This window comes from Clostridium algifaecis (genome assembly GCF_017874415.1).
GTDB lineage: Bacteria > Bacillota > Clostridia > Clostridiales > Clostridiaceae > Clostridium_B > Clostridium_B algifaecis.
In genome coordinates, this window is record NZ_JAGGLM010000012.1 from 63,333 (window position 1) to 76,893 (window position 13,561).

13 protein-coding genes are annotated in these 13,561 nt (G+C 31.9%); 5 read left to right on the plus strand and 8 right to left on the minus strand.

Annotated features, from left to right (window positions below; all coding sequences use genetic code 11):
- Positions 1-3 precede the first annotated feature (3 nt).
- From pfkB to J2Z42_RS09670, 4 genes are all read left to right on the plus strand, one after another.
- Positions 4-942, plus strand: a complete 939-nt coding sequence (gene pfkB / locus J2Z42_RS09655; protein ID WP_209702429.1) for a 1-phosphofructokinase — start codon at positions 4-6, stop codon at positions 940-942.
- Complete coding sequence (locus tag J2Z42_RS09660) at positions 943-1,386, plus strand: PTS sugar transporter subunit IIA (RefSeq protein WP_209702430.1); 444 nt, start codon at positions 943-945, stop codon at positions 1,384-1,386. It abuts the gene before it with no gap.
- 19 nt (positions 1,387-1,405) lie between these two features.
- Positions 1,406-2,809, plus strand: a complete 1,404-nt coding sequence (locus tag J2Z42_RS09665) for a PTS fructose transporter subunit IIC (RefSeq protein WP_209702431.1) — start codon at positions 1,406-1,408, stop codon at positions 2,807-2,809.
- A gap of 197 nt (positions 2,810-3,006) precedes the next feature.
- Positions 3,007-4,236 carry an aminopeptidase gene (locus J2Z42_RS09670; protein WP_209702432.1) on the plus strand — a complete coding sequence of 410 codons (1,230 nt, stop codon included), beginning with the start codon at positions 3,007-3,009 and terminating at the stop codon, positions 4,234-4,236.
- Between the two features lie 32 nt (positions 4,237-4,268).
- On the opposite strand, the gene J2Z42_RS09675 is transcribed toward J2Z42_RS09670, so the two are convergent.
- From J2Z42_RS09675 to J2Z42_RS09690, 4 genes are read right to left on the minus strand one after another with little or no spacing between them, the layout of a single operon-like run.
- The gene (locus J2Z42_RS09675) at positions 4,269-5,477 is read right to left on the minus strand and encodes an ABC transporter permease (protein WP_209702433.1); all 1,209 of its coding nucleotides are present in this window, start codon (positions 5,475-5,477) and stop codon (positions 4,269-4,271) included.
- Position 5,478: 1 nt separating this feature from the next.
- The gene (locus tag J2Z42_RS09680; protein WP_209702434.1) at positions 5,479-6,186 is read right to left on the minus strand and encodes an ABC transporter ATP-binding protein; all 708 of its coding nucleotides are present in this window, start codon (positions 6,184-6,186) and stop codon (positions 5,479-5,481) included.
- On the minus strand, positions 6,183-7,283 hold the full coding sequence (locus J2Z42_RS09685; RefSeq protein WP_209702435.1) for an efflux RND transporter periplasmic adaptor subunit: 1,101 nt from the start codon (positions 7,281-7,283) through the stop codon (positions 6,183-6,185). The genes J2Z42_RS09680 and J2Z42_RS09685 overlap by 4 nt, the downstream gene beginning before the upstream one ends.
- Positions 7,284-7,337: 54 nt before the next feature.
- Entirely contained in the window at positions 7,338-8,006 is a 669-nt protein-coding gene (locus tag J2Z42_RS09690; RefSeq protein ID WP_209702436.1) for a Yip1 family protein, read from the minus strand.
- A gap of 187 nt (positions 8,007-8,193) precedes the next feature.
- Here J2Z42_RS09690 and J2Z42_RS09695 point away from each other — a divergent pair, with 187 nt between their 5' ends.
- Positions 8,194-8,883, plus strand: coding sequence for a hypothetical protein (locus J2Z42_RS09695; protein ID WP_209702437.1), 690 nt, complete (start codon positions 8,194-8,196; stop codon positions 8,881-8,883).
- Positions 8,884-8,905: 22 nt separating this feature from the next.
- On the opposite strand, the gene J2Z42_RS09700 is transcribed toward J2Z42_RS09695, so the two are convergent.
- The 4 genes from J2Z42_RS09700 to J2Z42_RS09715 form a co-directional block, all read right to left on the minus strand.
- Positions 8,906-9,493 carry an HD domain-containing protein gene (locus J2Z42_RS09700; protein WP_342590014.1) on the minus strand — a complete coding sequence of 196 codons (588 nt, stop codon included), beginning with the start codon at positions 9,491-9,493 and terminating at the stop codon, positions 8,906-8,908.
- A gap of 14 nt (positions 9,494-9,507) precedes the next feature.
- Positions 9,508-9,654, minus strand: coding sequence for a hypothetical protein (locus J2Z42_RS09705; RefSeq protein WP_209702444.1), 147 nt, complete (start codon positions 9,652-9,654; stop codon positions 9,508-9,510).
- A gap of 67 nt (positions 9,655-9,721) precedes the next feature.
- Entirely contained in the window at positions 9,722-11,644 is a 1,923-nt protein-coding gene (locus tag J2Z42_RS09710) for an ABC transporter ATP-binding protein (RefSeq protein ID WP_209702439.1), read from the minus strand.
- A complete protein-coding gene (locus J2Z42_RS09715; protein ID WP_209702440.1) occupies positions 11,631-13,370 on the minus strand; it encodes an ABC transporter ATP-binding protein in 1,740 nt (579 codons plus the stop codon). The genes J2Z42_RS09710 and J2Z42_RS09715 overlap by 14 nt, the downstream gene beginning before the upstream one ends.
- Between the last annotated feature and the right edge of the window lie 191 nt (positions 13,371-13,561).

The window sequence follows — 13,561 nt, forward strand, 5'->3', positions numbered from 1 at the left end:
AATATGGTAATAACAGTAACTTTAAATCCTGCTATGGATAAAACTATTACACTTAAAGGCTTAAATATTGGAAGTGTAAATAGAGCAATTACTGTAAGAGAGGATATTGGAGGAAAAGGAATAAATGTATCAAAGGTATTAAAAAATTTTAATATTAGCTCTTTGTGTACAGGCTTTTTAGGTGGTGAACTTGAAAACTCATTTATACATGATTTCAAAAAAAGAAAACTAAACAATGACTTTATACACATCCAAAATGAAACTAGAGCCAACATTAAAATAGTAGATAGTTTAAATCATACAAATACCGATATAAATGAACCAGGGCCATACATTAGTAAAGAAGAGCTCAAAATATTTATAGATAAATTTAAATCAATGTGCAGTAAAGAAGATATAGTAGTTTTATCAGGCGGAGTAAGTCCATCAATGCCTGATGATATCTACCTACACTTAACAAAAATAGCAAAAGAAAAGGAAGCATTTGTAATTTTAGACGCAGATGGAGAACTTTTAAAACATGGCATAAAAGCTTGTCCTGATGTTATTAAACCTAATAATCATGAATTGCAGAAATTATTAAATCTCAGTGATATCTCAGAAGAAAATATTATAAATGCAGCTAAAGTTCTAAAAAATAAAGGTATAGCAAAAATTATGATTTCTCTTGGAGAAAAAGGAGGATTGTTTGTAACAGAAAATGGCGTATACAAATGTAAAGGACTCAAGGTGCCTGTAAAAAGTACTGTCGGCGCTGGAGATTCAATGGTATCAGCCATAGTATACAGCTTAATAAACAATTATAGTGATAAAGAGACTTTAAGATTTGCAACAGCTTGCGGTGCAGCATCCGTAGCTCTTGATGGTACACAAGCATGTACATTACAACAAGTACATGAGTTATTAAAAGAAGTTAAATGTGAAATTAAGGAGGAATTTTAAATGGCAACAAAAGACATGTTTTCAAAGGACAGAGTAAGTTTTGACTTAAAGGCAACTAATAAGGATGAGGTTATAAATGAATTAATCCAGATCTTATACGATGATGGAAAAATAATTGATAAAGATAAATTTAGAGGAGCTGTATTAAAGAGAGAACAAGAGTTTTCAACAGGCATAGGTATGGGAATAGCAATACCACATGGTAAAAGTAATGCTGTAAAAGAAGCTTCTATAGCTTTTGGAAGAAGCTCTAGTGGTATAGATTATGAATCTATGGATGAAAAACCAGCACATTTATTTTTTCTTATTGCTGTTCCAGAGGAATCAAGTGACGTTCATTTAAGAGCATTAAGCGAAATATCTAGAAAACTCATGCATACTGAAACAAGAGAAAAGTTATTCAAAGTCCAAAGTTTTGAGGAATTTATAAAAGTTTTTGAGTAAATAATAAGGGGGAATTATTATGAAATTAGTAGCAGTAACATCTTGCCCGACTGGTATAGCTCATACGTATATGGCTGCAGAAGCTCTGCAAATGGCTGCAAAGGAAATGGGACATGAAATAAAAGTTGAAACCCAAGGTTCTGTTGGTGCTGAAAATGTAATTACAGAACAGGAATTAAAAGAGGCAGATGCAGTTATAATTGCAGCAGATACAAACGTTGATACATCAAGGTTTGTAGATAAACCAATGGTAGAAGTTTCAGTTAAAGATGCAATTAAAGATGCAAAAGGTCTTATAAACAAGGCTTTAGCTGCTAAACCAGCAGTAAGAAAAGTTGATGCAAAAATGCCAGTAGTTAAAAAGAAAGAGAAAACAGGTGTGTATAAGCATTTAATGACAGGTGTATCCTTCATGATACCATTTGTTGCAGCTGGTGGTTTACTTATAGCTCTAGGTTTTGCACTTGGTGGAATTTATGTTTTTGATTGCCCGGGAACTCTTGCAGAAGCATTATTTGTAACTGGTAAAGGTATATTTGCTCTTATGCTTCCAGTATTATCAGGATATATTGCTTATTCAATTGCAGATAGGCCTGGTATCGCAGCAGGTTTTGTAGGTGGAGCTCTTTCAAGCGGAGCAGTTTTTAGTGGACAATTTTTAGCTAAAGCACCTGCAAGTGGTACTAGTGGATTTTTAGGTGCTTTGATTACAGGTTTTTTAGCAGGTTATTTAGTTTTAGGATTAAAGAAAGTTATTAAACTTCCAAAATCATTAGAAGGTTTAATGCCAGTTTTAATTTTACCATTACTTTCAGTAGGAATAGTAGGTTTAATATACTTATTTATCTTAGGCGGTCCTCTTATAGCTATAAATACAGCTTTACTAACTTGGTTAAAAGGATTAGCAGGTGCAAATGCAGCAATTCTTGGATTAATTCTTGGATTAATGATGGCATTTGATATGGGTGGTCCAGTTAATAAAGCAGCTTATGTTTTTGGTACAGGTACAATAGTAGCAGGTGGTTCTCCAATAATGGCAGCGGTTATGGTAGCTGGAATGACTCCTCCACTTGGAATAGCTTTGGCTTCAACAGTACTTGCTAAGAAGAAATTTACAGAGGCAGAAAGAGAAGCAGGAAAAGCAGCTTGGGCACTTGGATTATCATTTATAACAGAAGGTGCTATACCATTTGCAGCAGCAGATCCATTAAGAGTAATACCTGCAAACATGGCAGGTTCTGCAGTTGCAGGCGCACTCTCAATGATATTTGGTTGTAAACTTGCAGTTCCTCATGGTGGAGTATGGGTTTTAGCAATTCCAAATGTTGTAACAAGTCTTGGTGGATATTTAATTGCTTTAGTCGCAGGTACTGTAGTAACAGGCATATTACTTTCAGTAATTAAAAAGAATGTAGCTGAATAATTATTTAAAATATATTAAGAATTGGCGGCTGTCTCAAAATAGAAAGAAATTTCTAGATTAAGGCAGCTTCTTTATTTAAATAACTTAAAATTATATACTACATATTTCCATCACAATAATGATATAATAAATAATGCAAAATATAATTTTATTGTATTGGAACTTATATCTTTATTATATTGAAAGGGGTCTCTAAGATGAATAAATGCTATTTAGAAAGATATTCGAACATTATTGTAAAAATAGGTCTTAATATACAAGACAATCAAATACTCGTTATAAATTCACCTATAGAATGTGCATATTTTACTAGAATGGTCTCTGAAGTTGCATACAAAGAAGGTGCACGGGATGTAATAATAAACTGGAGTGATGAGCTTTCAACAAAGATTAGATACTTAAATGGCAAATATGAGATCTTCGATGAATTTCCAGACTGGAAAAAAGACTTATATACATCTTATGCTAAAGATGGAGCTGCTTTTTTGAGCATTTACGCACAGGATCCAGAGCTTATGAAAGATGTAAATCCAAAAAGATTAATGAGAGCAAGCAAGGCTCAAAACATTGCACTTGCTGAATACAGAGAAAGGATTATGGCAGATAAAAATGCTTGGTGCGTTGTATCAATTCCAACTAAATCCTGGGCAAAAAAAGTTTTTGAAAACATCCCGGAAGAAGAAGCGGTTGAAAAACTTTGGGATGCCATATTCAAGACTGTAAGAGCAAATGAATCCGCTCCTATAAAAGCATGGGATATCCATAAAACAAAGCTTAAAAAAAGTATGGATTTTCTCAACAATAATAAGTTTAAATACCTGGTATACAAAAATTCACTTGGTACTGATTTAAAAATCGAGCTTTCAGAAAATAATATATGGCTTGGAGGTTCATCATATACTCCTGAAGGAATAGAATTCATGGCAAATATACCTACAGAAGAGGTATATACTTTTCCATTAAAATGGGGCGTAAATGGTAAAATTGTAAGTTCAAAACCTTTAAATTACAATGGAAATCTTATAGAAAACTTTTCTCTTACTTTTAAAGGCGGAAAAATTGTGGATTTTACGTGTGAAAAAGGTTATGATACCTTAAAAAATCTAATTGAAACAGATGAAGGCAGTCATTGCCTTGGAGAAGTTGCATTGGTACCCTTTGATTCACCGATTTCAAATTCAAATATATTATTTTACAATACTCTTTTTGATGAAAATGCCTCCTGCCACCTTGCTATAGGTGAAGGCTATCCTACATGCTTGAAAAACAGTGAAAGCATGAACAAGGAAGATTTAAAAAATGCAGGTATAAATTATTCGCTTGAACACGTGGACTTCATGGTTGGAACAAATGATTTAAACATAACAGGGATTACAAGAAGTGGAAAGGAAATTCCAGTATTTATAAATGGAAATTTTGCATATTAAAAAAGTACCTTCCTTAAAGGAAAGTACTTTTTTTACTCATATCTCAAAGCTTCAATAGGATCTAATTTTGCTGCCTTACTTGCCGGATACAAACCGAAGAATATACCGATTGCCGATGAAAATGAAAATGCTATAAATATTATCTTGAATGATACTGGCACCTGCATTTTTAGCAAAGATCCTGCAATTTTACCTATTGTTATACCTAATATAGTACCAATGGTTCCTCCTATAAGGCACAATATTATAGACTCCATTAAAAACTGTACTTTTATATCTCTGGTTTTAGCTCCAATAGCCTTTCTTATACCAATTTCCCTAGTCCTCTCAGTTACAGATACAAGCATTATATTCATAACACCTATACCGCCAACTAAAAGTGATATAGCCGCAATAGCACCCAATACACCAGTTATAGTAGTAAGCACCGTATTCAAACTTTCAAGCTCTTTAAATCCAGTTTGAGCCGTATACATATTCTTATTTTGATGTTTATTTTCCAGAATTTTTATCATTTTAGAGCTTATTTCATCTGCATTGCTCATATCGGATAACATCACCGACATATAACTAATATCAGTATTTTTAAGTATTCTATCTGCGCTAGTTATAGGCATAAATATTTCACCAGGAGTATTGTCAGATGAAGATCCCAAATTACCATTCGGATCCTTGCATACACCGACTATATTGAGATTTATATCACCGTAATCCGAACTCAATTCAATGTCTTCTCCATCTACATCTGTACTATGAAATAATTTTTGAGCTGTCTTTTCATCTATAATTGCTGCATTTGACCTTATATCTACATCATGTTCGCTTAAAAATCTTCCATTAATCATTTTTATATTTGAAAGTTTGTCATATCCTTCTGTTGATGCCACAACTTGAGCAAGCTTGGATTTATTTTCAACTTTCAAATTTCCATCTCCCGAAAGCATTGGAACAACCGATGTAACTTCAGGTATTTTATTTTTTATAAGATCTAAATCATCCATAGTAAAATAATCTCTTTTTTCTATTGGATTACTTGAAGATCGATTAAGCTGTACATTAATTACATTACTGCCCATACCCTGAAACTGCCCTGTAATATATTGTTTTGCTCCAGCGCCTATAGACACTATAGTAATTACAGAAGATATTCCAATTATTATTCCAAGCATAGTCAAAAAAGACCTTAACTTATTTGACTTTATGCTTTGCAGTGCAGATTGAAAGCTTTCCTCAATATTCATATCACTTCTGCCCCCCAATTACAGTTCTTTTTTCTACTGGATTATCTGAAATTATAGCTCCATCCTTAAAAACTATGGTTCTTTTAGTATGCATGGCTATATCTGGTTCATGTGTAACCATGACAATAGTTACACCTTCATCATTCAATTGCTGAAAAATCCCCATTATTTCTTCACTCGAAACACTATCCAGATTTCCTGTAGGTTCATCTGCAAGTATTATAGATGGATCATTTACTAGGGCTCTTGCAATTGCTACCCTCTGTTTTTGTCCACCAGACATTTCATTTGGTTTATGGTTAAGTCTGTGAGATAACCCAACTCTATCCAAAGCCCATTTTGCCTTTTCTTCTCTATCTTTCTTAGATACTCCAGCATACATCATGGGCAATTCAACATTAGCCATAGCTGTAAGCTTTGGAAGCAAATTAAATGCTTGAAATACAAAACCTATTTTCTTGTTTCTTATATCAGCTAAACTATTATCATCAAGTGATGATATATCCACATCTTCCAAATAATATTTTCCACTTGTAAGTTTATCCAAACATCCAAGTACATTCATAAGAGTAGACTTACCTGATCCTGACGCTCCCATTATGGCTACATATTCTCTTTTTTCAATTTCTAAGTTGATTTCTTTTAAAGCTTTAAGCTTTACGGCACCAGTATCATATATCTTAACTAAATTTTCTAACTTAATTATCACTTAATGTTCCCTCCTGCTTTGTTCTCTACACTATCTCCAGCTTTAAGTGTATCAGGAGGATTTGATACATATCTTTCGTCTTCTTTAAGCCCCTGTATAACTTCCACATAATCATCTGTTTCTATTCCCGTATTTATATATCTTTTTAAAACCTTATTCTTGTCATTTACTACATAAACATACTTTTTCTTTGTAGCCTTTTCTTGTTTTACACTGTTAACATCCATAGAAACCGCATTTCTTCTCTCATTAAATATAATTTCTGCATCTGCTTCATAACCTGATTTTATGCTGTCATCTGCATTGTCCAAAGTCACTTCCACATTTACTTTGGCTTCCTGGCTTGGACTTGGGCTTGTACTTTTAGCATCAGTGCTAACTTCAGCTATTTGTCCTACATTTGTAACAGAGCCTGTATATTTTATATCATCATTTCCCTTTATTTTAACAATGGCCCTTTGTCCCTTTTCAACCTTCATTGCATCATATTGGCTCATGTCTATAGAAACCTTGTACTTTGAAGTATCATCTACTATAACTGTATCTCCTGTATTAGGTACCTGATTTTCCTTAGCATCAATTTTTACTACTTTTCCATCTATACCGGACTTTATATTGCATTGATCTATCTTCTCATTTAAGTCATCAATTTGAGCTCTAATAGAATCTGTCTGACCTGCTCCACTATTTTTACTAGCTCCTCCTGCTGCTTGTACTGTTTGTGCCTGTGATATAGAATTTTGAGCACTACTTAAATCAGCTTTTTCTTTATTTAGTTCGCTCTCATAGTCTGATGTATCCATTTGAACTAAAATATCACCTTTTTTAACCTGTTGTCCTGCAGTTACTAAAACTTTTGCTACCTTTTGAGTATTGTTCAAGGTTATAGTATCTCTATAGTTAGGTTCTATATTTCCAGAAACTATAGTGCTTTCAACTAAATTTCTCTTACTTACTGTAGATATTGTTACATTTTTAACTTGAGATTTTCTTGCCTTAACATAAGAAGATATTCCTATAATCACAATTATAAATACAACACCTAATATAATTCCTAATTTTTTCTTATCTTTCACAAATTCAAATCTTGTTTTCATTTAACTTTTTTCCCTCGTTTCTTCAAGCATAATATATAAACTATCTTTAATTATTTAAACCAACACACGAATAATTGCTACAACAATGTAAATTCCAAATACTATAGTTGCAGACTTTTTCATCTTCATTTTAAAAACAACAGAAGTACCAATTGCTAATAAAATTGAACTCCATATATAGAAAAAATCTATGCACGAAAACACCTTATAAATACCACTTGTTATATCTGTTGACGAGCTTAAAACCACTGTAAGACTGGTTGAAATATTTTTTATATTCTGTGGCTCTGTAAAAAACATTATTATTGTAGTTAAAATTGCAGATATTAATATTGGAACATAAGCTAAGGTATTCATGCAATATAAGTTTTTAAAATTTCCAGTTTTTTTCGAAATAGTACATACGAGCTTAATAAGTGCAGTACTTATTAATATTAATATTCCTGGCCCGACTATTGACCAAACTATAGTAGAAATTGCAATCCCTGTTTTCATAATTGGAATTGCAGCTTGAGAAAAGTTTGGCATTTCCTGAGCTTTTAAAATTGTATAGCTTGTAAGTTTAGGTAATTGTAATAGTGTAATAATTAATTGTATAAGTGTTACAGGTATTAAATATTGCCATACTTTTGGGTTTTTATTAACTTTTTCCATTGTTTTTATTGGTGACATTATAACACCAATAATATTTCCTAAAACCCCGACTTTATTTTCTTCTGACATTCAGTTTTCCCCCTAATTAATAAATTACTATCTAAATAAAATACTAAGCTCTTATATATCTTTTGTAAATACTTTATAAAAATTATATTAGAAAATGTTAACAACCTATTCACTTATTTGTAATTAAACTGTCACAGAGCAATGAGATCATACAATAAATTAAAAAAATGTTTTGGAGGTAATGAAAATGTTAAAAAGAAATATTAAAATAATCTCAGCTTTAGCCCTTGTAGCATCAATTGGTACAGGATTTACTACAGTTAACGCAGCTTCACTTTCTAACAATAAAACAAAAGCAGCATACTATGCTAATAAAGACTTCAAAAAAGGAAATAGTGCGCATTTACTAAAAACTAAACTTGATGCCCTTGTAAAAGCAGGTACTATCACTCAAGATCAAGAAACTGCTGCATTAAATCTTTTAACTCCATCTAAAACTATAAAACAAAAATCTGCAAATTCTCTAAAAACTAAACTAGATACCCTTGTAAAAGCAGGTACTATTACTCAGGATCAAGAAACTGCTATAATAAACAGCAAAGAACAACAAGAAACTGAAAGAAAAGCTGAAATGAATAAGGTTAAAAACATGACACAAGCTGAACGCAAAGCTTATTTTGAAAGCAAAAAAACTGCAGGGAAAACTAATTTTTTAGACTCTTTAGTAACTGCAGGCACTATTACTAAGGACCAAGAAACTGCTATACAAAATCTACTTAAACCTAATAAAGACGCAAATGTTGGAAAAGAAAAATTTGCAAACTTCTTAAAAACCAAGCTTGATACCCTTGTAACTGCAGGTACTATCACCCAGGATCAAGAAACTGCTATAATAAACAGTTTAACATCTTTTACAAATAAAACTTCTCAGAATTAGAAGTAAAGTCCAAACATAAAAATTATTTACACATTTTAAGAAATCTTTTAATATTATCTTCTTCTTTTTTTCTATCACTTTTTAATCTGCCAATTCTATCACATAGCCCGAGCAAAGCCACTTCATGTATATCTGTATGTTCTTTCATACCATGTATATATGCAAACGGCAAACTGTTTACTACAAAAAGTATCTGCATATGGTAAAAAATAAGCCAATAAACTTCATCAATAAATTTTTTATCTTCTGTAAAGTGTGATAAAAACTCATGGGACATTTCCGCCCCAACCTTATCATGGTTATATGAAGTTATTTTACCTTTCCTGTTTTTTGTTGTAGAATATTTTCCAATATCATGAAGAAGTGCTGTCCACATAAATACCTTTTGATTTTTACTTCTCATTTTTACCTTTGATGCTTCATCTAACACCAGTAGAGTATGGTTCCAGACGCTTCCCTCGGGATGATATTTTTGAGACTGCTCTGTAATCTCCAATTTATACAACATGTCAAAGGGATACTTTTGAAATAATGGTTCATTGTACACTTCTTTTAAATAACCAGATGGTTTTAAATCATTAAGCAGATGATATTCAATATTTAAATACAAATCATATATGCTCATCATCTTTTAGTATTGGGTCCAAGTCCCTCTTTTTTCGCGTTATGATTTTGATTTTGATTATTTCCATTTACGGAATTAACAGCATTACTCAGTTTTTCTTGCACATTATTTAAATGTTTATTTCCAATCTTTTTATTTTTAGACACAGCTTTCACCTCTATATCAGTATTCCAATATAAAAAATAATTATACACAGAATCAATTTTTCCCTACTTACGAAAGTTCAAATGCTCCTGTATAAAGCTGATAATACTTGCCTTTTTGTTTAATTAAATCATTATGATTTCCTCTTTCAATAATCCTACCATGATCAAGTACCATAATAACATCGGAATTTTTAATTGTGGAAAGTCTATGGGCAATTACAAATACTGTTCTTCCTGCCATAAGTTTATCCATGCCATCCTGCACAATAATTTCCGTTCTTGTGTCAATGCTTGATGTTGCTTCATCAAGTATTAAAACTGGTGGATCAGCAATGGCAGCTCTAGCAATTGTTAAAAGTTGTCTTTGTCCTTGTGATAGATTTCCACCATCACCTGTGATGACTGTATTGTATCCGTTTGGCAAATGCTTTATAAATCCATCTGCATTTGCGAGCTTTGCTGCTTTAACTACCTCTTCGTCTGCTGCATCAAGTTTTCCGTATCTAATATTATCTGCAACAGTTCCTGTAAACAAATGCGGATCTTGAAGTACAATTCCAAGTGATCTTCTCAAGTCATTTTTTTTAATTTTATTTATATTAATTCCATCATATCTTATTTTTCCATCCTGAATATCATAAAATCGATTAATCAAATTAGTAATAGTAGTCTTTCCTGCACCTGTAGCACCTACAAAAGCTATCTTTTGTCCAGGCTTTGCATAAAGTTTTATATTCTGCAATATGATTTTTTCATCATCATATCCAAAGTCAACATCGTCAAATACCACATCGCCAAGAAGTTTTTTATAGGTAACCGTACCATCCTCATGAGGATGTTTCCACGCCCAAATTCCAGTATGTTCTTTAGACTCTATTATTTCTCCATTTTCATTTTCTTTTGCATTAACCAGGCACACATAACCTTCATCTGTTTCTTTTTCTTCATCAAGTAATTTAAATATACGCTCAGCTCCCGCCAGAGCCATAATTACAAAGTTTATCTGTTGAGACATTTGGTTAATTGTAGTGCTAAAAGTTCTTGTCAATTGCAAAAATGCTGCAATTCCCCCAAGAGTAAATCCACTAAATCCACTGATAGCTAAAATAGATCCAAAAATAGCAACAAATACATAATTTAAATAACCAATATTACCCATTATAGGCATTAAAATATTAGCATACGTATTTGCATTATTTGCACTTTTATAAAGCATATTGTTCAATTTATCAAAGTTTAGTTTTGCTTCTTCTTCATGACAAAATACTTTTACAACCTTTTGTCCATTTATCATTTCCTCTATGTAACCATTCACCATACCTAAATCCTTTTGCTGAAGTCCAAAATATTTTGCACTCTTCGCTCCAATAATTTTAGTTACATATAGTATGATAAATATAATTAGAACTTCAATTATTGATAATGGCAAGCTCAAGTAAACCATAGATATAAATGTACCAACAACAGTTATGATTGCTGATAGTATTTGTGGTATGCCCTGACTAATCATCTGCCTCAATGTATCTGTATCATTTGTATAAAGGCTCATCAAATCTCCATGAGAGTGTGTATCAAAGAAACTAATAGGCAGAGTTTCCATATGACTGAACATACTATCTCTTATTTTCTTAAGTGACCCTTGAGAGATTACAATCATTACGCGACTGTATAAGTATGTTGATAAAACTCCAATATAATAAATTAATGCCATAGTAGTTATCATTTTAAGCAGAGGTCCAAAGTTAGGATTTGATTTTTTTAAAAGAGGCATTATATAATCATCAATTAAGTTTTTCAAAAATAATGTACCTATAACATTGGCAAGAGCACTTACAATAATTGCTGCTACTACAATAAAAAATAGAAACTTATATTCTTTGATAACATAGGATAATAATCTTTTTAATGTTTTTAAGGAATTTTTACTAGCTTTTACATGTCCCCGATGCCTGCCCATTGCTCTAGGCTTGGCGGTATTATTTTGACTCATTATCCTTGTCTCCTTTCACTTGAGATTCATAAACTTCACGATATATATCATTTGAATTTAATAACTCCTCATGAGTTCCGAAGCCATCTACTTTTCCATCATTTAATACAATAATCCTGTCTGCATCTTCAACTGACGAAATACGCTGCGCAATAATAATCTTTGTGGTATCAGGTATTGTTTCTTTAAATGCTTTTCTAATAAGAGCATCAGTTTTAGTATCTACTGCACTGGTAGAATCATCCATAATCAATATTTTTGGTTTTTTAAGCAGAGCTCTTGCTATACATAACCTTTGTTTTTGTCCTCCAGATACATTTGTTCCTCCTTGTTCAATAAAAGTATCATATTTATCAGAAAAACCTTCTATAAATTCATCCGCTTGAGCTTGCCTACATGCGATAATTATCTCTTCATCACTGGCATCCTTGTTTCCCCATCTTAAATTTTCTTTTATTGTTCCAGAAAATAATACATTCTTTTGCAGCACCATTGAAACTTCATTTCTAAGAGTTTCTATATCATACTTTCTAACATCAATTCCGCCAACCTCTACGTTTCCTCCTGTTGCATCATATAATCTCGGGATAAGCTGAACAAGTGTTGATTTCGCACTTCCCGTTCCTCCAATAATACCTATTGTTTCACCTGAATTAATTTTTAAATTTATATTTTCTAAAACCAGATTCTTCATATTCTTATTGTAACTAAAACCCACATTATTAAACTTTATAGAGCCATCTTTCACTTCATAAATTGGATTTTCTGGATTCACTAAATCACTCTTTTCGTCCAAAACTTCAACAATTCTTTCAGCAGATGACTTTGCCATAACTACCATTACAAATACCATAGATATAATCATAAGACTCATCATTATATTAGTTGTATAAGTAAATAAACTCATTAATTCACCAGTTGTCATTGAACCCGAAACAATCATCTTTGCTCCAAGCCAGGATAACAATATAATACAAGTATAGACTGCAAACTGCATTGCAGGAGCATTTATTATTATTAATTTTTCAGCTCTTATAAAGTATTTGTATAAAATCTCAGAAGCTTTATAAAACTTGCTTGTCTCATGTTCTTCCCTTACATAAGCCTTCACAGTTCTTATTGCAGTTAAGTTTTCTTGTACACTGGCATTTAAATCATCATATTTTTTAAAAACTTCCATGAAATATGGATGCACTCTTGTCATGATAAAATACAATATAATTCCTAGAAAAATTATTGCACATAAAAATACAAGAGCTAACTTTGCATTGATGTAAAAACTCATTGCCATAGCAAAAATCAACATGAATGGTGCTCTAACAAACATTCTTATTATCATTTGAAATGCATTTTGAACATTTGTTACATCTGTAGTGAGCCTTGTTATAAGTCCTGCTGTTGAATATTTATCTATATTAGAAAAAGAAAAATTTTGTATATTATAATACATTGCTTTTCTTAGGTTTCTAGCAAAACCAGTTGATGCACTAGCTGCATATTTTCCCGATAATGCACCGCAGGTAAGTGATACAAATGATACTGCTATCATTATAGCTCCAACAATACATACATATTTTATATTTCCCTTTCCTACTCCATTATCAATAATCATAGCCATTAATAATGGAATAATTGTTTCCATTATTGCCTCAAAAGCAACAAATATAGGGGTCAAAATTGAATCTCTTTTAAATTCTCCTATATAACTCACTATTTTTTTTATCATAATTTCTCTCCTCTGTTAGATTTCTAACTAATATTAGAAGATCATATTCAATTACTAATTTTTCCAGACAATCTGTCAAGTAAATTGACTAATATGCAGAGATTTCGCATCTAAATTCCAGTAAAAATTGTATTTTTACTGGAATTGTATCCAATTACACTTATTTAAAGGGCTGGTAAGCCCGAAGACCG

What these genes read in the sequence shown, in the direction of transcription:
- pfkB (WP_209702429.1), top strand. Translation starts at nt 4, where the DNA reads ATGGTAATAACAGTAACTTTAAATCCTGCTATGGATAAAACTATTACA.
- J2Z42_RS09660 (WP_209702430.1), top strand. Translation starts at nt 943, where the DNA reads ATGGCAACAAAAGACATGTTTTCAAAGGACAGAGTAAGTTTTGACTTA.
- J2Z42_RS09665 (WP_209702431.1), top strand. Translation starts at nt 1,406, where the DNA reads ATGAAATTAGTAGCAGTAACATCTTGCCCGACTGGTATAGCTCATACG.
- J2Z42_RS09670 (WP_209702432.1), top strand. Translation starts at nt 3,007, where the DNA reads ATGAATAAATGCTATTTAGAAAGATATTCGAACATTATTGTAAAAATA.
- J2Z42_RS09675 (WP_209702433.1), bottom strand. Translation starts at nt 5,477, where the DNA reads ATGAATATTGAGGAAAGCTTTCAATCTGCACTGCAAAGCATAAAGTCA.
- J2Z42_RS09685 (WP_209702435.1), bottom strand. Translation starts at nt 7,283, where the DNA reads ATGAAAACAAGATTTGAATTTGTGAAAGATAAGAAAAAATTAGGAATT.
- J2Z42_RS09690 (WP_209702436.1), bottom strand. Translation starts at nt 8,006, where the DNA reads ATGTCAGAAGAAAATAAAGTCGGGGTTTTAGGAAATATTATTGGTGTT.
- J2Z42_RS09695 (WP_209702437.1), top strand. Translation starts at nt 8,194, where the DNA reads ATGTTAAAAAGAAATATTAAAATAATCTCAGCTTTAGCCCTTGTAGCA.
- J2Z42_RS09710 (WP_209702439.1), bottom strand. Translation starts at nt 11,644, where the DNA reads ATGAGTCAAAATAATACCGCCAAGCCTAGAGCAATGGGCAGGCATCGG.
- J2Z42_RS09715 (WP_209702440.1), bottom strand. Translation starts at nt 13,370, where the DNA reads ATGATAAAAAAAATAGTGAGTTATATAGGAGAATTTAAAAGAGATTCA.